Genomic DNA, 19,279 nt, shown 5'->3' with positions numbered 1-19,279 from the left:
GGAAGCATTGCTTCCCTTTTTTATAGTCTGTTTACGCTTAGTTAATAGCTAACTTGATATCAAATTTTCAAAAAAACGTTTATGGCTGCAACTTAAAGTTATTCCAACCCGTTGTGCTTTTTTCAAAACAAACCCTGTCATGCAAACGACTAGCGCGACCTTGCCAGAATTCCATAAAATTCGGTTTTATACGCCAGCCACCCCAAAACTCTGGTAATGGCACTTCTTTACCCGCAAATTTTTTCGTGTAGTAATCTACACTTTCTGCCAATTCGCTCTCGCTTTGAATTTTGCTACTTTGTTTTGAAGCCCAAGCACCAATCTGACTGCCACGATCTCGACTATGAAAATACTTTGCAGATTGTTCTGCGCTAACTTTTTCAACAATGCCTTCAATACGAATTTGGCGTTGCAGTACATTCCAATGAAATAACAAGGCTATTTTGTCATTTTCGTTTAATTCTTGGCTTTTTCTACTTGCGTAATTGGTATAGAAAATAAAACCATCTTGATTAAATTCTTTAAGCAAAACCATGCGGCAGCTTGGTTGACCGTCTTGACTCACACTGCTAACTGACATCGCTTCAGGTAATAAAATACCGGATTTATTTGCTTCGTCGAACCAAAGTTTGAACAATGTAAGCGGATCGGCGTTATTGTCAATAACAGGTAATGGCAGGGCAACGCCTTGACCGAAGGTTAATAAACAGCGCAGTTTTTCAAATAATGTCATGTAGGGGCCGTATACGTGGAGAATTTATGAAATTAATAATAGCAGTTTTTTATTACTAACAAACAGTTAGCGTAAATATATAACAGCTTTAAAGTTAATAACGATGCTTTAAAGGAGCACCGCTAGTTATTAGCTACTAGTACCGACGGTTAAAAGTCCCAGTCATCAGCATCATCTAATAAAGCCTTAAGGCGCTTTTTTTCTAGCAACTCTTCAATACGGTTTCTTACCTCTTTGTTACTAGTAGGCTTTTGACCTTTAGGTAAGTCTTTATCATATTGCTCTTGATCTTCTTCTGATGAAGAGTCGTCTGTTAAATCATCTGATAAGTCGTCTGTTAAATCATTGTTCATGTTTATACCTATGGCTTTTGTAGAGCTAGCTACAATTACACAAAATAAGGCCCTAAATATGCGGGTGTTAAGTAAGCACTAAAATATTAATGGCTCATCATTGCTACAATGTAAAATTATGCTAAATATTTTTAATTCGCGATATCTTAAAAATGACTAGGTTATAATCACAGTGTATATATCGAGAGTTAACTTATATCTGATCCATATTTTGAACATAGGCAACTAAAATCGGATTTTCAACTAATAATTTTTTCATTTCAACAAAAATTTACTGCTCAATTGTTTAGTTGCTGATTTTATATGCGGATTTACCTGAGCCAAGCGATTTAGCTATGGCAATCGCTCTGATAGACTATAGGGCATAGTGATAGCCAAAATATTTATGAAGGTTTACTTGAATGTTAAATGAAGAATTTTCAGCTTGGTGCTTTAAATTACAACAAGTTACTCAGCTAAAGCGCTGGCGTAGTTTATTGGTTTTGGTGGGAGATAAAGCATGGACTAACCAGCATGTTGAGACAAACATTAAGGCTTTTTTATCTGAGCAAACAGCTAAAGTTATGCAACCCAAGCAAGGTCTTATTTATGGCGATATTGATGGTAGTTTTTTATCTTCACAACTTTCTGCTGTTAATCGAAAAACCTTTAATCAATATTTAGGCACAGAACAAAAACTGGTTTTCTTTCGTCTCGCAGAGTACATTCAAAAACAAGCTGAATGCAAAACAAGTGAAATCGAAACTGAACCTGAAACTGAAACAAAGAGTGAGAGTTACAGTGAGTTTGATGTTGATGCCTTTGCAGCTCTCTCAGGCACGATAGTTTCAGGCGGAGTGTTGGTGTTATTAATTTCTCCAAACCAACTTCAACATGCTCAGGAAAATGACTACTTTCTTCAACGCTTCATGCAGCAATTATCCCGTGAACATTGCTATGTGATCAAACAATCAGACACCTTATTACCAGACTTAAATGCTGTCATTAAAGCGGCAGTGCCAAAAACAGGCACAAGTAACGCTCAAGCCGCTGCAGAATTTGGTGGTATAAACTCTTTACCCTACGGCTGTATTACCCAAGAACAAGTTTCAGCCGTTGAGGTTATGCTTAAAGTACTCTCTGGGCATAGGAACAGGCCCTTAGTGTTAACAGCAGATAGAGGGCGGGGTAAGTCAACGGCATTAGCACTTGCCGCTTGTCAAATGTTGAACAATGCGACCCAACCATTGAAAATACTAATGAGTGCTCCTAGCAAGCAAGCACTCGCAATATTTTTTCAACAAGTTGCACAACATTTACCTGAAGCTATAGTCAACGGAGCTTCTGTTGAACATGCGAATGGTAGTATTAACTTTTATCCGATTGATACCCTTCTTAAAGATCAGCCCGTTGCCAGTATTGTTATGGTTGATGAAGCTGCAGCTATTCCAGTATATCTTCTACAAAAGCTATTGAGCACTTATCATCGATTGATATTTGCTAGTACTATGCATGGCTACGAAGGCGCAGGACGAGGTTTTAGTATTAAATTTCGTCAAGTTTTAAAACGCACAATGCCTAACTGGCGAAATATGCACATTAATGAAGCGATAAGGTGGGCTAGTGATGATCCTCTTGAGCAGTTTGTTTTTGACAGTTGTTTACTCAACGGCCAATTACCCAGCGTTGATAAAACCTGTCAGTTAAAAGCGAATACTAACTTAACAGATGATACAGCATTAGAAGTTACACTGATCAGTGTTGAAGATTTACTTGAAGATGAAGCGCTATTACAAGCAGTTTTTTCCGTGTTAGTAACCGCACACTATCAAACATCACCGAGTGATTTGAAACTATTATTAAATAACCGTGCTATTTCATTATTCGTACTAAAACGAGAAAGCAGCGTAGTCGGTGTTGCTATGTTGATGCAAGAAGGCTTAGTTGGCGACGGGCTAGTAGAAAAAGTAATTGAAAACAAAAGGCGTTTACGTGACCAATTTTTACCTCAATCTTTATTGATGCATTGTGGTGTTAAAACAAGTTTTGATTATAGCTATCAGCGGGTTATGCGTATTGCTGTGCATCCTGAACTTCAAGGTTTAGGTTTAGGGAAGTACTTTTTAACTGCAATTGAACAGCATAGCTTGATGAAAGATACAGACTTTATCGGCGCCAGTTTTGCCGGTAATGCGACCTTAGTTCGCTTTTGGCAAAAAAGTGGCTATAGCATAGCTCGAGTAGGGTTTAACAAAGATAAAGCCAGTGGCGAACACTCTTGCTTAGTGACTAAAGCATTAACGCCAAGGGCGAGCAATCTACAGCATGATTTTAATGAGCAGTTTTATCAGCAACTTAATTATTGGCTTATAGACGAGTTCAAGCATATGCCAACACATTTAGTGTGGCAGTTGCTTAATGGCAATGCTGCGATAAAAAACTCTAGCCTTAGTGCTGAAGTTTTGCAAAGTGTTAATGACTTTACGTCAGGACAAAGGCAATTGAGTAGCTGTATTTATGCCTTGCATCAATGGTTATTAAAACACACCACAGCAGATTACGACTCAAATGTTTTGCCTCTTATTGCGCGAATACTGCAAAAAAACAGTATCGATAACGTGTGCGAACAGTATGGATTTACAGGTAAGAAATCATTAAATCAGCACATTATCGATTATGTTGGTTCGCATTAAATTGATATAAGATTCATGTAATAAAAGCACAAGTCTATATTTTATCAAGCCTGAAGTCGCCATTGCCAATATGTTTTCATTTTATGATAGCAACAATAGCAATCGGCGAGTTGATCAAAGTCTTCATGTTCAATAATTGCATTAATGTTAGTACATATAGATTCTATCGATTGTTTACTCGCAGATAAATTATAGCGCTTGAGCAGCACTTTTAGCCAATGTTCAAGTGAGTTAATATCAACTTTTGATTGCTCAGACATCATCTTACAGCTCCGCTTGGTTGAAGTTAGTACTTGAGTTAGCACTTAAATTAGCACTTAAATTAAGTAAAGACTGCCACATGATTTTTCGCGCATTGTTGTCAAGACATACACAGTCAGTGCCAATTAACATACCTGAGCTGATTAATTGCGCTAATAAAGCGGTAGGTATCTCAACCTGAGCTTTGCTAGCACAACCTTCGTTTACTTGTCTATAACCCATAATAGTTCCTTTTTAATCGCTGCTGGATAGGCTAAATAAAACAATAGTGGAATAATCAATTAAATGCAAATGATAATTGTTATCATTTGCGGTGTGTTAACAGTTTTCTAGTATTAATAATTTGATTGTATCGTTAGAATAAAGCATAAGCATTATTGAGGTGTATCATGCAGGAAGTTATTCGCGTTGAGAATTTAACTAAAAGTTATAAAGATGTTATTGCGGTAGACAATATTAACTTTGCTATTAAGAAAGGCCATTGTTTTGGTCTACTGGGGCCAAATGGTGCAGGTAAAACAACCACAATAGAGATAATGGAAGGTATTATTAAAGCCTCAAAAGGCCAAGTTTATTATTACGACAAACCCATTGATGAATCTATGTCTCAGCAAATAGGTATTCAATTTCAGCATACCGCTTTGCAAGACTTCTTAACCGTGAAAGAAACCTTAAATTTATTTACTTCTTTTTATCAACATACAGTACCGCATGAAGATTTGATTGAATTATGTGATCTCAGCGAGTTTTTAAATCGAGATAATCGCCTACTCTCTGGTGGGCAGCGACAAAGATTACTTTTAGCATTGGCATTAATTAATGATCCCGACATTGTCTTTCTTGATGAACCTACCACAGGGCTTGACCCTCAAGCACGACGAAATTTCTGGCAGTTAATTAAAAACATTAAAGCAAGAGATAAAACTGTTGTATTAACCACACACTACATGGATGAAGCACAACAACTGTGTGACGATGTGCTAATTATGGATCATGGCCAAGTTATTGCGCGCGGTTCGCCAAGGCAACTTCTTAAAGAGCATTTTAATGAAGTGTTTATTTATTTACCAGCAGAGCAAATACCCGAAGCGCTTTGCACTAAGTTTAATTGGCAAGTTATTGAGCAACAAGTTGAAATCATTACCACTGATGTTGAAGCAACCATAGCATTATTATTAGCAGAAAATGTGTCGTTGACAGGCTTACATGTTAAATCACCAAATTTGGATGATTTATTTTTGAAGTTAACTGGCAACTCATTAAGAGATTAATCATATGAATTTTTCACGTTTTTTCGCGGTATTTAAAGCGCGAAATATAGAGTTTTTTCGAGATCGCTCTTCTTTAGGCTGGAATCTAATTTTTCCGGTATTAATGTTAGTGGGTTTGTCATTTGTTTTTTCAGGTGATGGACGTGCCATTTATAAAGTTGGGGTTATAGATTTAGCGCAAAGTAAATCTAGCTTTCTTGAAACCAAATATATGAGTTTTATTGATTATCAAGAGGTTGCTTTAGCCAAAGTTAAACTAGAGCAACATAGTATAGATTTACTTGTTGATTTTAATGCTAAAACATATTGGGTAAATCAAGGTTCGCCGAATAGCTATTTAGTAGAGAAGATATTTTTAAGCGATAACAGCAATTATCAACGCATTGAAACCCAAGGGAAGAAAATTCGCTATGTTGATTGGGTACTGCCGGGTATTTTAGGCATGAACATGATGTTTAGCTGCTTATTTGGCGTTGGCTACGTTATTGTACGATACCGTAAGAATGCCGTTTTAAAACGCTTGAAAGCTACGCCATTATCAGCGTTTGAATTTGTTTCTGCTCAACTTTTTTCACGCTTATTTATTGTGATATTTTTATCTTCTGTGGTCTATATTGGTTGTAATTTGTTTTTTGATTTTTACATGCTCGGTAGTTATTTTGATTTATTAATTGTCGCTATATTAGGCGCATTCAGTTTAATTACTTTAGGCTTACTGGTTGCTAGTCGAAGTAAAAGTGAAGAATTAATTGGTGGGTTATTAAATTTAAGTTCATGGCCAATGATGTTGTTATCAGGCGTTTGGTTTAGCTTGGAAGGAGCACCTAATGCGGTAAAAGTTTTTGCTGAGTTTTTACCGTTAACACACCTTGTGGCAGGTGCGCGTAAAATAATTACTGAAGGTGCTACATTAGCAGATATTAGTTACCATATTTCAATTTTAATGCTGATGAGTGCAGTGTTCCTTAGTTTAGGTGCATACTTTTTCAGTTGGAATACTGAGCGTTAGTGATTGTTTGTAAATCAATTGATGGGGCGATTACTAACTCAGCATAGCTTAGCTTAGTCTAGAGTTGTTTATGCTTTTATTGAGCTTTAAGTTGTTGATTAGTAGTCGTAAAGTGGTGTTGGTTAGAGGTGTTGCATAACGATATGCTTTTTAAAATAGTGGGTATATTCTTTGTTGGTTTGGCATTTATAGGTATATTTTTACCTTTGTTACCAACCACGCCTTTTTTACTAGTGGCAACAGCGTGTTTTGCTAAGTCTTCACCACGTTTGCATCAAATGTTATTAAATAATAAGATTTTTGGCCCTATGATTTATCATTGGCAAACAACGCGCAGCATACCTAAACGAGCAAAGGTTATTGCTTTGATCTCTATGGTTTTAGCTGTGATGTGGTCTGTCTATATTTTGCCAGCAATATGGTTGAAAATTTTAGTTATTTGCTTAGTCTCTTGGCCGTTTGTTTTTATTTGTCGGCTTCCTATAGCTAAATAAAACGTCGTTAGCATTAAGTCAGGCGCTAGCCAAAAGTGCCTGACTAATAAGTGTTAACATAAAGCAAAACCTTTAAAAAAACTTTACGCTAAAGCTTTCCCAACAAGTGCTGCTAAGTGCGGTGGCAAAGTTAAAGTTAATGCTATTTCTTGACCTTGTGTCGACATTTTTCGCCAAGTTAGTTGTACTATACGTATTATTTTTTCTTCAGTATGCTTAGCGGCAAATTCATCAAAGTAAAATTGCAAAAATACCAAGCAGGCTACATCTTCTAGTGTTTGGCTTTCACTGTTAGATTTTAAGTTTTCTTTACGAATAATGGCTGCGGTTACATCTGAGTCTTGCTCACTGTAGCCATGCTCTAACATTATAGACTTCGCTGTTGCAGCATGGAAAACACCTAATTCTTTACGCCACGTTAAGTAGCCCTTTTTACCAATGGCAAAGTCGGCTCGCTTTAAGTGCCAACGTTTTACGTGCTGTGCACGAACGGCAATTTGTAAATGCTCGCTAGCGTTTGGCCAATATTCTTCAAGGCAAGCTGACATTTGTTGACCATACAATAACTCTTTCGGATGGCAAACGCCGTCAACCATAGTTGTATTGGTATCTGCCGAATTTATATTGTCGATAGCGAGTAAGACATTTTCTAATTGAGTCATCATGTTCTATTTCGATTGAATATTAGTGGAAAACATTAGTTTACCCCGTTTTTCAATAGTTACAATAATGCATTAAGAGGAATACTGACTATTTTAGTGAAAATTTGTGCAACTAGATGCATTGATCTTATTGTTGTACGCATGGCTTTTCAGTATAATACTTTCCCGTCCTACTAAATTCATTTGTTTACCAAATAATAAATCAATTTAGTGCAAAATTTCTGTTTTTCCTGACTCTGGGTATCGCATGACAACTAGATATATTTTTGTTACTGGCGGCGTTGTATCGTCTCTTGGTAAAGGTATTGCTGCAGCATCACTAGCAGCAATTCTCGAAGCACGTGGTTTAAAAGTTACCATGCTCAAACTTGACCCTTATATTAACGTTGATCCAGGCACTATGAGCCCGATTCAACATGGTGAAGTATTTGTTACTGAAGATGGTGCAGAGACAGATCTCGATTTAGGTCATTACGAACGTTTTATTCGTACCAAAATGACTAAGCTTAATAACTTTACTACGGGCCGTATCTATCAAGATATTTTGGCACGCGAACGTAAAGGTGAGTTTTTAGGTGCCACTATTCAAGTTATTCCTCATATTACTAACGACATTAAACGTCGCGTTATTGAGGGAGCTGAAGGTTACGATATCGCCATGGTAGAAATTGGCGGTACGGTAGGTGATATTGAATCACAACCTTTCTTAGAAGCTATTCGCCAGTTAGGTGTTGAGCTTGGCCGTGAACGCGCTATGTTCATGCACTTAACCTTAGTACCTTTTATTGCCGCCGCGGGTGAAATTAAAACCAAGCCAACCCAGCACTCTGTTAAAGAGCTACGTTCTATTGGTATTTTCCCAGATATTTTAGTTTGTCGAAGTGAACGCGCTATTCCTGCAAACGAGCGCGCTAAAATTTCATTATTTACTAACGTTGAAGCAAAAGCTGTTGTTTCAATGCGCGATGTTGATTCTATATATAAAGTGCCTGCGTTACTTAAAGCACAAGGTACTGATGAATTAGTCGTTAAACGCTTTGGCTTAGATGTGCCAGAAGCTGACTTAACTGATTGGGAACAAGTGCTTTACAAAGAAGCTAACCCGTCAGGTGAAGTTGTTATTGGTATGGTAGGTAAATACACCGAATTACCTGATGCCTATAAATCAGTAAATGAAGCATTAAAACATGCCGGTATTACTAACCAAGTTAAAGTTAGAATTCAATACATTGACTCACAAGATGTAGAGTCTAAAGGTGTTGAAGTTTTTAAAGATTTAGATGCTATTTTAGTACCTGGTGGTTTTGGCGAGCGTGGCGTTGAAGGTAAAATTTTAACCGCACAGTATGCGCGTGAAAACAAAATACCTTACTTAGGTATTTGTTTAGGTATGCAAGTAGCATTGATTGAATATGCTCGTAATGTTGCCGGCTTAACTGATGCGCACAGTACTGAGTTCAACCCTGAAACACCGCATCCTGTTGTTGGTTTAATCAACGAATGGTTAGATGAAGAAGGTAAAGTAGAATACCGTAATGCTGAGTCTGATTTAGGCGGAACTATGCGTTTAGGCTCACAATTGTGCCACATAGTGAAAGGTACCAAGACCTATGACGTATATGGTAGTGAAACAATTTATGAGAGACACCGTCATCGTTTTGAGGTAAATAATAACTACCGTGAACAATTAAGCAAAGCTGGTTTAGTGTTTTCGGGATTATCTACAGATAAAACGTTAGTTGAGGTGATAGAAAATCCAAATCACCCTTGGTTTATTGCTGGGCAATTTCATCCTGAGTTTAATTCAACTCCTCGCGATGGTCACCCGCTTTTTGCTGGCTTTGTGGCTGCCGCTTTTGAACACCAAAAGCAGCAATCAAGCTAAACCTAACTTATGAAAACCGTAGCTAATTGCTGCGGTTTTTTTTTATAATATTGAGTTTTAATACTTAATAATGTTAACAAATTTAATTTAATGTTTATAACCTGCCGTGTGCAGCTAGTAAGGAATAGGGAATATAATGTCGAATATTAATAAAATTATCGCTCGCGAAATCATGGATTCTCGTGGTAACCCAACAGTTGAAGCTGATGTTTTTCTTGAATCTGGTGCTTGGGGTCGAGCTGCAGCTCCTTCTGGCGCATCAACAGGTTCGCGTGAAGCATTAGAATTACGCGACGGTGATAAAGCTCGCTATTTAGGTAAAGGTGTTTTAAAAGCCGTTGCCGCTGTTAATGTCAATATTTCGAATGCGCTTATCGGCCAAAGTGCTTTAGATCAAGCTAACATCGATCAAATCATGATTGATTTAGATGGTACAGAAAATAAAGAAACATTCGGTGCGAATGCTATTCTTGCTGTGTCATTAGCAAATGCAAAAGCTGCCGCAATGGAAAAGAAAGTACAATTATTTGAACACATTGCTGACCTTAATGGCACACCAGGTCAATACTCATTGCCATTACCTATGATGAATATCATCAATGGTGGTGAACATGCAGATAATAACGTAGATATTCAAGAGTTTATGGTACAGCCAGTTGGCGCTAAAAGCTTTACAGAAGCACTACGTATGGGTGCCGAAATCTTCCATGCCCTTAAAAAAGTATTATCTGCAAAAGGTTTAAACACCGCAGTTGGTGATGAAGGTGGTTTTGCCCCTGATTTAGCATCTAATGCCGACGCATTAGCAGTAATTAAAGAAGCAGTTGCTGCCGCGGGTTACGAGTTAGGTAAAGACGTAACATTAGCCATGGATTGTGCTGCTTCTGAATTTTACGATGCAGACAAAGGTATTTACGACCTTAAAGGTGAAGGCAAGCAATTCACCGCGAACGAATTCTCTGATTTCTTAGCAGAACTTTGTCAAGAATATCCAATTGTTTCAATTGAAGATGGCTTAGATGAGTCAGACTGGGACGGTTTTGCTTACCAAACTAAATTATTAGGCGATAAAGTTCAAATAGTTGGTGATGATTTATTCGTCACTAATACTAAAATTTTAGCTCGTGGTATTGAGCAAGGTATTGGTAACTCAATCTTAATCAAGTTCAACCAAATTGGTACGTTAACTGAAACGTTAGCCGCAATTAAAATGGCAAAAGATGCTGGTTTTACTGCGGTTATCTCTCATCGTTCAGGCGAAACTGAAGATGCAACGATTGCTGATTTAGCAGTAGGAACAGCAGCAGGTCAAATTAAGACAGGTTCACTTTGTCGTTCTGATCGTGTTTCTAAGTACAACCAATTATTACGTATTGAAGAGTTCCTTGGCGATAAAGCTGTATTCAATGGTCTATCAGAAGTTAAAGGCCAATAACCATCATCTTTTGCTAATTAACCCAATAACGGCTTCGGTTATACTCACTGACACTTGTCAGCTCCGTGTAACCTCATTGTTCTTGAGTTAATTAACTGCAATCTTGATGGATATTAATAACGTTAAATTAATTGCGTGATGCCACTCTGACGGCGTCAGTTGTACTCACTGACACTTGTCAGCTCCGTGCAACTTCCTTGTCAGAGCACCATCACACTGCTAATTTAATCGTTATTTCTTGTTAGCTAAAACCACTCTCAGGAGTGGTTTTTTATTGGTTATTGTTCTTGAGTTAATTAACTGCAATCTTGATGGTTATTAGCTAATAAATGAACAACGTTAAATTAATTGCGTGATGGCACGCTGACGGCGTCAGTTGTACTTAACGACACTTGTCAGCTCCGTGCAACTTCCTTGTCAGAGTACCATCACACTGCTAATTTAATCGTTATTTCTTGTTAGCTAAAACCACTCTCAGGAGTGGTTTTTTATTGGTCATTGTTTTAAGTATATTTGTCAGCGTATTTGCTTGTTTAATTTATATTACAAGGTTGCGTGTGGACCAAAGACTTCGTAATGAATGTTGTTTTCGCCTACGCCAAGCTTTAAGAGTTGTTGTTTGGCAAATTGCATAAATGCGATAGGGCCACATAAATAAAAGTTACCTTTTTCTATTGGCAGATCAACGGCTGATAAATCCATCATACCGTTACTAATATGGCCGTGTTGTTCCGTTTTGTTTCTATACCAAGTGCTTTGTTGCCAGTTATTATTTTTCACTAACTCATCGGTACGCTTTGAAAAAGAGTGTTGTTCACTGTCTTCGCAAGCATGTAAAAAATGTACGTGTTGGCTATGTTTTTGATCTGCTAATGTTTCTAGCATGCTTTGCATCGGCGTAATGCCTACACCGGCAGAAATAAGTACTGTAGGTGATTGGCGATCAACAAAGAAAAAGTCTCCAGCAGGTGCATAAAGTTTAACCTCGTCGCCAACATTAATCGCGTCGTGCAAAAAATTAGATACCTTGCCCGGAACACCTAGCTGTTCTCGTTTTACAGAAATGCGGTAGTTTTTACCATTAGGTTTATCTGACAACGAGTATTGACGAATTTCTTTGTAATCATTGCCTGTTGGCTTAACTTCAAGCCCTAAATATTGGCCAGGTATAAAATCGATTACGGGTCTTTGATCTACGGGAGCAAAAGTAAAACTTTTAACTAAAGCCGATTCGCTAACAGTCTCAATAACTTTAAATGTTCTTGCCCCTTGCCAGCCGCCAATAGCTAGTGAGCGTTGTTGGTATAATTCGGCTTCACGGTTAATAAAAATACCCGCTAAAAATTGATAAGCACTAGTCCAGGCAGACTCTACTTCAGGCGTAAATGCTGCTGTTGCCAATTCACGCAGTGTTTCAATTAAATGATGTCCAACTATGGCGTAATGATCTGGCTGAATATTAAAGCTTGTGTGTTTTTGCACAATACGTTCAACAGCTGAGGTTAATGCACTTAAGTTTTCAATGTTTTTTGCATAAGCCGCTATTGCTTCAAATAACGCTACTTGTTGTCTGCCTGTTTTTTGATTCGACATATTAAAAATATCTTGTAACTCTGGATTATGAGAGAACATGCGTTGGTAGAAATGTGAGGTTAGTGCCGGGCCAGCATTTTCTAATAGTGGAATCGTACTTTTAATTATGTCGATGTGTTTGTCGGTTAGCATTTTTTTTCCTAAGTAGGTATGTAGATGTAAAATTCTTATATAAAAACCACAAGGTTATTCAAGGGCTTCTCTGTAGGTGAACTTATTTTTCAGCGGGTTAAGCTAAAAGTTCTTGTTACCAAAACCGTGTAAAGCCACACAGCGCAGAACGTAACCAAGCTTTAATGCGCCAGCGAAAATAATGGTCGAAATATGCGCGAAAACTTGTGTTGGAATGGCAAAGTAGCTATCAAATATAAAAGTTACTGTGATACTAAAAGCAATAACAATGAAAGAAAATAGCATCATGGTATTGCCTAAAATTAAACATTTTTGAAAGTTGAGAGCGTGTTTAACTTCAGGTAAATGTTTAGCAATTGAGAATTGTGCGTACATCATTAACTCCTTATAGTTCAATAAAACAATAAATAACGTGATTACTTGCACAGATTTATGCAGCTATAAGTTATTTTGCAAATTGAATGCCATATGTTTATTTTATTTAGTATCAACGACTTGCGATTTTGTTTTTATTTTATGAAGTCAAATGGACTCTTTTATCTGTAGTCTAAAAGACTCTGGTGTGTTATTTTGATTTTGTGTTTATTAAGGAATTCGTACATGAATCAAATATCATCAACCGCTATTATTGAGCTAGCACTTGACCTAGCCAGCAGCCTTAACAGTAAAGATCGATTTGATCGTTTACTTGATACCGTAAGAAAAACCATTAGTTGTGATGCTGTTGCTTTATTATCGTTTCATGGCGATATACTCACTCCAATAGCAATACAGGGGCTGAGCAGAGACACTATTGGGCGACGTTTTTTGCTTGCTGAGCATCCAAGATTTAATGTTATTTGCCAATCTAAGCAACCTATTCGCTTTGCTGCAGACTCACCTTTACCTGACCCTTACGATGGGTTACTGATTGATAGAGAAGATGATTTACCTGTGCACTCATGCATGGGGTTACCGCTATATTACGATGACAAGTTGTTAGGGCTTTTAACCATAGATAGCTTAACGCCTTATGAATTTGACAATATTCCCGAGCGAACATTAGTTGTGATATCTGCAATAGCCGCAGCCACATTAAATACCGCATTTTTAATTGAGCAATTAGAAACTCGAGCTGATCACTCTCAAAAAGTGGTGGCAGAGCTAACCGAAGAAGCCTGGAAGCGTGATGGTGGTGAATTAATTGGCGAAAGTTTGGTTATGCAAAAGCTTAAAGAAGAATTAGCCATTGTAGCCAATTCAGAATTTAATATTCTAATTTATGGTGAAACAGGGGTAGGTAAAGAATTAGTCGCTCGAACTTTACATCATAAATCACCTCGCCAACATGGACCTCTGGTTTATGTTAACTGTGCAGCCCTGCCAGAAAACTTAATTGAAAGTGAATTGTTCGGCCATGTTAAGGGCGCTTTTACCGGAGCAGAAAAAAACCGTGCAGGTAAATTTGTATTAGCGAACGGCGGAACCTTATTTTTAGATGAAATTGGTGAGCTCACTTTAGCCGCTCAAAGTAAAATTTTACGTGCTATTCAAAGCAATGAAATACAGCCTGTTGGTCAAGACAAAGTAGAGCAAGTCAATGTTCGTATAATTGCGGCAACCAACAGAGACTTAAAAGTAGAAGCGCAAAACGGTCGTTTTCGTTTAGACCTTTATCACAGGCTAAGTGTTTACCCTATCAAGGTGCCCAATCTTGAAGATCGTTTAGGTGACATTCAAATATTAAGTGGTTATTTTGTTGAAAAAACAAAACGTAAACTCGGCGTAGCGCAATTAAAAATAACGTCTGAAGCTATCAATTATCTTGAGCAATATCATTGGCCTGGTAACGTTCGAGAACTAGAACATGTAGTCAGTCGTTCGGCATTAAAAGCTCGTGCACGACAACAAGGCAAGAAAATAATATCGATTGAAAAACAAGATTGCGGTAGGTTACTAAATCTTCAATCTACAGCTGTAAAAGCAGATAATATAGAAATTAATACCAATGCAGACATTAACTTATCTCAAAAAACTATTAACCTCAGAGATGCAACTGAGCAATTTCAACGACAAATGATTAAACAAGTACTAATACAAGAAAATGGTAATTGGGCAGCTACAGCAAGAAGGCTATCTGTTGATCGTGCTAATTTAAATCGCATTGCTAAAAGACTCGATATTAAAGTCATTAAAAGTATCTATTAGCGCGGCCTAAATCGGTGTTTGTTCTTCGAAAGCAAACTTAGTATGGTAATAACTAAAGTATAGTTATATGAAAGTTACTATTATCTGTGCGCTAATTCAGAGTAATGATATACCTTTGAGTGGGTAATAAATGAATAAATTATTGCTAATCTTTATGTTGATAATATCTAATTTTATCATCCCAGCCGTTGCGGAAGATAAAAAGCTTTATGTTTATCTTGATGCTGATCTTTCTGATAATAAAGCCTCTTCAAAAGCTATACAGCAGGGCATTGAGCTTGCTTTTAGTGAAATAGATAACACACTTAACGATTTTACCATTGCATTTAAATATTTAAATCATCGTGGCAATGCTATTAGAAGTAAGCGCAATTATCAGGCGTTTATCAATGACCCTAATGCCTTAGTTATTTATTCAGGTATTCATTCACCTCCACTGATCAAAAACCGAACTTATATTAATGAGAATAAAGCGTTAACTCTTATTCCTTGGGCAGCGGCTGATTATATAACACGTTATCCATCAACAGAGAATTGGATGTTTAGGCTGTCTATTGATGACAGCAGAGCAGGCCCATTTCTTATTAATTACGCTATAACTGAGCAACAATGCAAAAAGCCACATTTGTTGCTCGAAAAAACGCCCTGGGGTGATGCCAACTTAAAAACGATGTCAGAAGCTTTAAAAACTCATGGCATAGATAAACATGAAACAACACGCTTTTCTTGGAATATAAAAGCAAAAGCAGCAGCGGTAATTGTAAATCAAATTGCCCACTCACAAAGCGATTGTATCGTTTTGGTTAGTAATGCAACGGAAGGTGCGGTAATTGTACATGAAATTTTGAATAAACCTGAGAACCAACGTTTACCCATTATTAGCCATTGGGGTATTACTAGTGGTAATTTTCATGAAATTATTTCAAATGAACGTCGTAAGACATTACAGTTAAACTTTATACAGACTTGCTTTGCTTTCACAAACCCTTATCAAAGTTCATTTGCAAATGACGTTTTTTCGAAATTAATTGCGCATTCTAAAGGAGAAATAACGGAACCAGCAGATTTAAAGTCTGCAGTTGGCTTTATTCATGCTTATGATCTTACTAAGTTATTTATCCAAGCGGTTAAACAAGTTGGTCTATCTGGGGAAATGAATATAGATCGAAATAACATTCGTTTAGCACTAGAAAATATTGATAAACCAATTCAAGGCTTAGTTAAAAACTATATAAAGCCCTTTTCGAAATTTGATCAAAAAACCAATAATAATGCTCATGAAGCATTAAACTTAGATTCTTATTGTATGGCTAAGTTTGGTAAAAGTGATGAGATTTTAATTGCTGTAGATTTATAAGTGAACTTAGCCACTATCAAAATGAATTACAGTATGCTGTCAGCTGAACGTATTTGGGTATTCTAATTGAGTAGTCTAGTTACTTTTAATTATAGACCTGAGCTAATTTAGGGCAGGTCTATACATTAATAACTAACCTAAGACTTTAGTTACTGAGTTTATCTTTTGGTAATATTAAGTTTAATCCAATGGCAACTAACGCACACAAACTAATACCTTGGATGCTAAATCCGCCTAGATTTAATGCCATTCCACCAATACCAAAAACCAGCACTACGGCAAAAATAATGAAGTTTCTTGGTTGATCAAAATCCACCTTTGCTTTCACTAAACTACCTAAACCGACACTGGCAATTAAACCAAATAGCAACATCATAATACCGCCCATTACCGCGCCAGGAATAGTGTGCAACAAAGCGCCAAGCTTGCCAACAAAAGCCATAATAATTGCCGTACAAGCAGCCCAGGTCATAATTCTAGGGTTAAACGCTTTGGTTAGCATTACAGCGCCAGTAACTTCTGAATATGTGGTGTTGGGTGGGCCACCTAACATTGAAGCGGCGGTTGTTGCTATACCATCACCGAAAAGTGTTCGATGTAGTCCTGGTTTTTTAATGTAGTCTTTGCCAGTTGCTGAGCCAATAGCTAAAATATCACCAATGTGTTCAATAGCTGGGGCAATTGCAATGGGTAACATATAGATAATGGCCTGCCAGTTAAATTCTGGTGCACTAAATTTAGGCACGGCAAACCATGCGGCATTTTGTACTGGAGTAAAATCAATAATGCCGTGATATAGCGATAATAAATACCCAACCATAATACCGGATAAAATTGGCATTAAACGCATAAAGCCTTTACTAAATGCTGAAACTAAAAGGGTAGTTAAAAGTGCAGGAAGTGAAATACTTAATGCTACCGACTGAGATATAAGCTCTGTTGAGCCATCACCTGTTCGACCCAAAGCCATATGCACAGCAACTGGCGCTAGCGATAAACCAATAACCATAATAATGGGACCAGTAACAATGGGCGGCAAATACTTACTGATAAAACCTACACCACGCGCTTTGATTAAACCACTAAAACACATGTACACACCGCCTACCACAGCGAGAGCGCCCATAGTTGCCGGAATTCCCCAAGTTTGTGTGCTGTACATAATGGGGGCAATAAAAACAAACGAAGAGGCTAAAAATACCGGTACTTTGCCTTTAGTGACTAATTGAAATAATAAAGTACCAACACCGGCCGTGCATAAAGCAACATTAGGATCTAAACCGGTGAGCAATGGCATTAACACTAGCGCGCCAAAAGCAACAAACAACATTTGAGTGCCAGTAATTATCTCTTTAAAGAGAGATTGTTGTTGAAGGTTTTCTATTTGGCTATTTTCTGTGGTCATATATTACTCTTTAAAACTGCCAGCAGGCTGGCAGTTTAATCAGGTTAAACCATTTTATGGCGAAAGTTATATTAACTATCGATAACTAGTATTACTTAGTGCCGAAAATTTTATCCCCAGCATCACCTAAACCAGGCAATATATAACCAGCGTCATCTAAGCAGTCGTCTACAGAAGCTGTATATAACTCAACGTCAGGATGCGCTTTTTCTAGGGCAGCAACACCTTCTGGTGCGGCAACTAAAACAAGGGCTTTAATATTAGTTGAACCACGCTCTTTAAGAAGATCTATCGTAGCGACCATAGAACCACCCGTAGCCAGCATTGGATCAATAACTAAGGCTAAACGTTCTTCTATTTGACCAGCAAGCTTTTCAAAATAAAATACAGGTTCTAACGTTTCTTCATTACGGTACATGCCAACAACAGAGATACGAGCACTTGGAATTAGTTCTAAAACACCGTCCATCATGCCTAAGCCAGCACGTAAAATTGGTACAACTGTTACTTTTTTACCTTTAATTTGTTCTACTTGAATTTCACCATTCCAACTATTAATTGTTGTTGTTTCTACTTCCATATTTTTCGTGGCTTCATAAGTTAATAAACAACCTACTTCAGAAGCAAGCTCACGAAAACGCTTAGTGCTAATATCGGCTTCACGCATTAAGCCAAGCTTGTGTTTTATTAGGGGATGTTTTACTTCGATTACGCTCATTATTTGCTCCAGAAGCTTGATGAAAATATTTTTCGATATTATACCCAAACAACCTAAAAATGCTTGCTTGAGTGGTGATAATTTTTTGATTTATTGTTAACGATTAAAGCTTACTTTTAACTTGGGCACTTAAACACCACTAAATCAGTTTATTTTATACAATTGACGCTAATTATCCAAAATTTAACCTTGCTTGAACGCTTTCTTTAAATCTTTTCTTTCAACGCTTAGTTTAATTAAGGTCTTACTAAACTTAGCTTGCTGTAGCACACAAGATTATGATTTTAAGCTGACTATTGAACAGTGAACAGCAAAAACTTGATGGGCTATTTTATCTTTACACAACAATCAAGTATGCTTAAATTATCAGCATTTCTTAAAGTGGTAATTAAATTCATGGTGACTCAATCATTATTATGGCAATCGCAACAGCAGTCTTCAGACTTTGCTGAGCTTTGTAATGCTTTATATGAAAGAGAATTAACCGCTTTAGCCCGAGATGAACAGGTAATACTCACAAGTTTACAAAGTCGTATCAAAAGCTTACCTCACTATGTAAAACGTACCGCTTTTGCGCTACTTAATGCCCAAACACCACTCGAGTTAGATATTCAAAATGCCAGTTGGTCGGCTAAGCAAAGTAATGTTCATCCATCAATAAGCCAATTATCAGGCGATGATGAAAATGTGATGACATGGTATCGAAACCAATCTTTGACGCTTGGTTTAGTTGTGCCAATTGGACTTAATAACCATATTGTACTGGATAGCATTGACAGAATAGATCGAGAGAAACAGCGTTTTCGCACGAATGTTTATGGCTGGTTTTACTTAGCTACTAATTTCTCTGATAACCAAGGACATAATCAACCACTGGAAAATGGCGTTAATTTACTTAAGCCGACGAAAAAAATTATGACAGCAGCTTGCGCAGGGCATTGCTGGCAAAATAATCGTAAGTCTCAACCTATCATGCCATCATTACGTGAATTACTACTTTCTTGTACAATTAATTGGCGTAATTTCAAACAACCTAGGGTAAATTAGTCTAACAATGGGTTTTAAATCTCGTTGGGTGTTTACAGCAGACGGTACGCATTTATAATAGCGTA

18 protein-coding genes are annotated in these 19,279 nt (G+C 37.3%); 9 read left to right on the top strand and 9 right to left on the bottom strand.

Annotated features, from left to right (window positions below):
• Positions 1-79: 79 nt before the first annotated feature.
• Together pdxH and AC27H3_RS00460 are read right to left on the bottom strand one after the other, a co-directional pair.
• Positions 80-733, bottom strand: a complete 654-nt coding sequence (pdxH, locus tag AC27H3_RS00465) for a pyridoxamine 5'-phosphate oxidase (protein ID WP_487102889.1) — start codon at positions 731-733, stop codon at positions 80-82.
• A gap of 149 nt (positions 734-882) precedes the next feature.
• Entirely contained in the window at positions 883-1,086 is a 204-nt protein-coding gene (locus AC27H3_RS00460; RefSeq protein ID WP_487102888.1) for a PA3496 family putative envelope integrity protein, read from the bottom strand.
• Between the two features lie 401 nt (positions 1,087-1,487).
• On the opposite strand from AC27H3_RS00460, the gene AC27H3_RS00455 reads away from it, so the two are divergent.
• A complete protein-coding gene (locus AC27H3_RS00455) occupies positions 1,488-3,758 on the top strand; it encodes a tRNA(Met) cytidine acetyltransferase TmcA domain-containing protein (RefSeq protein ID WP_487102887.1) in 2,271 nt (756 codons plus the stop codon).
• A 44-nt stretch (positions 3,759-3,802) separates the two neighbouring features.
• On the opposite strand, the gene AC27H3_RS00450 is transcribed toward AC27H3_RS00455, so the two are convergent.
• Positions 3,803-4,021, bottom strand: a complete 219-nt coding sequence (locus AC27H3_RS00450) for a hypothetical protein (protein ID WP_487102886.1) — start codon at positions 4,019-4,021, stop codon at positions 3,803-3,805.
• Position 4,022: 1 nt separating this feature from the next.
• Positions 4,023-4,241 (bottom strand): hypothetical protein, encoded by a 219-nt coding sequence (locus AC27H3_RS00445; RefSeq protein ID WP_487102885.1) that lies wholly within the window; start codon positions 4,239-4,241, stop codon positions 4,023-4,025.
• A gap of 167 nt (positions 4,242-4,408) precedes the next feature.
• Between AC27H3_RS00445 and AC27H3_RS00440 the strand changes: the two genes are divergently transcribed.
• The 3 genes from AC27H3_RS00440 (at position 4,409) to AC27H3_RS00430 (ending at position 6,793) form a co-directional block, all read left to right on the top strand.
• The gene (locus AC27H3_RS00440) at positions 4,409-5,290 is read left to right on the top strand and encodes an ABC transporter ATP-binding protein (protein WP_487102884.1); all 882 of its coding nucleotides are present in this window, start codon (positions 4,409-4,411) and stop codon (positions 5,288-5,290) included.
• A gap of 4 nt (positions 5,291-5,294) precedes the next feature.
• Positions 5,295-6,299, top strand: coding sequence for an ABC transporter permease (locus AC27H3_RS00435; protein ID WP_487102883.1), 1,005 nt, complete (start codon positions 5,295-5,297; stop codon positions 6,297-6,299).
• A 143-nt stretch (positions 6,300-6,442) separates the two neighbouring features.
• Positions 6,443-6,793 carry a YbaN family protein gene (locus tag AC27H3_RS00430; RefSeq protein WP_487102882.1) on the top strand — a complete coding sequence of 117 codons (351 nt, stop codon included), beginning with the start codon at positions 6,443-6,445 and terminating at the stop codon, positions 6,791-6,793.
• Positions 6,794-6,876: 83 nt separating this feature from the next.
• On the opposite strand, the gene AC27H3_RS00425 is transcribed toward AC27H3_RS00430, so the two are convergent.
• Positions 6,877-7,458 (bottom strand): DUF4202 domain-containing protein, encoded by a 582-nt coding sequence (locus tag AC27H3_RS00425; protein ID WP_487102881.1) that lies wholly within the window; start codon positions 7,456-7,458, stop codon positions 6,877-6,879.
• Positions 7,459-7,702: 244 nt separating this feature from the next.
• Here AC27H3_RS00425 and pyrG point away from each other — a divergent pair, with 244 nt between their 5' ends.
• Positions 7,703-9,340, top strand: coding sequence for a CTP synthase (pyrG, locus tag AC27H3_RS00420; RefSeq protein ID WP_487102880.1), 1,638 nt, complete (start codon positions 7,703-7,705; stop codon positions 9,338-9,340).
• 136 nt (positions 9,341-9,476) lie between these two features.
• Positions 9,477-10,775: a phosphopyruvate hydratase gene (eno, locus tag AC27H3_RS00415; RefSeq protein WP_487102879.1), complete on the top strand. Its 1,299-nt coding sequence runs from the start codon at positions 9,477-9,479 to the stop codon at positions 10,773-10,775.
• A 543-nt stretch (positions 10,776-11,318) separates the two neighbouring features.
• On the opposite strand, the gene hmpA is transcribed toward eno, so the two are convergent.
• Both hmpA and AC27H3_RS00405 read right to left on the bottom strand, forming a co-directional pair.
• A complete protein-coding gene (gene hmpA / locus AC27H3_RS00410; protein ID WP_487102878.1) occupies positions 11,319-12,500 on the bottom strand; it encodes an NO-inducible flavohemoprotein in 1,182 nt (393 codons plus the stop codon).
• Positions 12,501-12,602: 102 nt separating this feature from the next.
• A complete protein-coding gene (locus tag AC27H3_RS00405; protein ID WP_487102877.1) occupies positions 12,603-12,878 on the bottom strand; it encodes a hypothetical protein in 276 nt (91 codons plus the stop codon).
• A gap of 222 nt (positions 12,879-13,100) precedes the next feature.
• On the opposite strand from AC27H3_RS00405, the gene norR reads away from it, so the two are divergent.
• Positions 13,101-14,687: a nitric oxide reductase transcriptional regulator NorR gene (gene norR, locus AC27H3_RS00400; protein WP_487102876.1), complete on the top strand. Its 1,587-nt coding sequence runs from the start codon at positions 13,101-13,103 to the stop codon at positions 14,685-14,687.
• 130 nt (positions 14,688-14,817) lie between these two features.
• Positions 14,818-16,044 carry an ABC transporter substrate-binding protein gene (locus AC27H3_RS00395; protein WP_487102875.1) on the top strand — a complete coding sequence of 409 codons (1,227 nt, stop codon included), beginning with the start codon at positions 14,818-14,820 and terminating at the stop codon, positions 16,042-16,044.
• A 145-nt stretch (positions 16,045-16,189) separates the two neighbouring features.
• Here the strand turns inward: AC27H3_RS00395 and AC27H3_RS00390 are convergent, their stop codons facing one another.
• Together AC27H3_RS00390 and upp are read right to left on the bottom strand one after the other, a co-directional pair.
• Complete coding sequence (locus AC27H3_RS00390; protein WP_487102874.1) at positions 16,190-17,449, bottom strand: uracil-xanthine permease family protein; 1,260 nt, start codon at positions 17,447-17,449, stop codon at positions 16,190-16,192.
• A 91-nt stretch (positions 17,450-17,540) separates the two neighbouring features.
• Positions 17,541-18,167: a uracil phosphoribosyltransferase gene (gene upp, locus AC27H3_RS00385; protein WP_085304272.1), complete on the bottom strand. Its 627-nt coding sequence runs from the start codon at positions 18,165-18,167 to the stop codon at positions 17,541-17,543.
• A gap of 354 nt (positions 18,168-18,521) precedes the next feature.
• Between upp and AC27H3_RS00380 the strand changes: the two genes are divergently transcribed.
• On the top strand, positions 18,522-19,214 hold the full coding sequence (locus AC27H3_RS00380; RefSeq protein WP_487102873.1) for a hypothetical protein: 693 nt from the start codon (positions 18,522-18,524) through the stop codon (positions 19,212-19,214).
• The last annotated feature ends 65 nt before the right edge of the window (positions 19,215-19,279 follow it).

The sequence above is a fragment of the Colwellia sp. NW0002-52-1 genome, from assembly GCF_057550865.1.
Note: the sequence above shows the minus strand (reverse complement) of the source record. Positions and strands in the feature narration are given on the sequence as shown.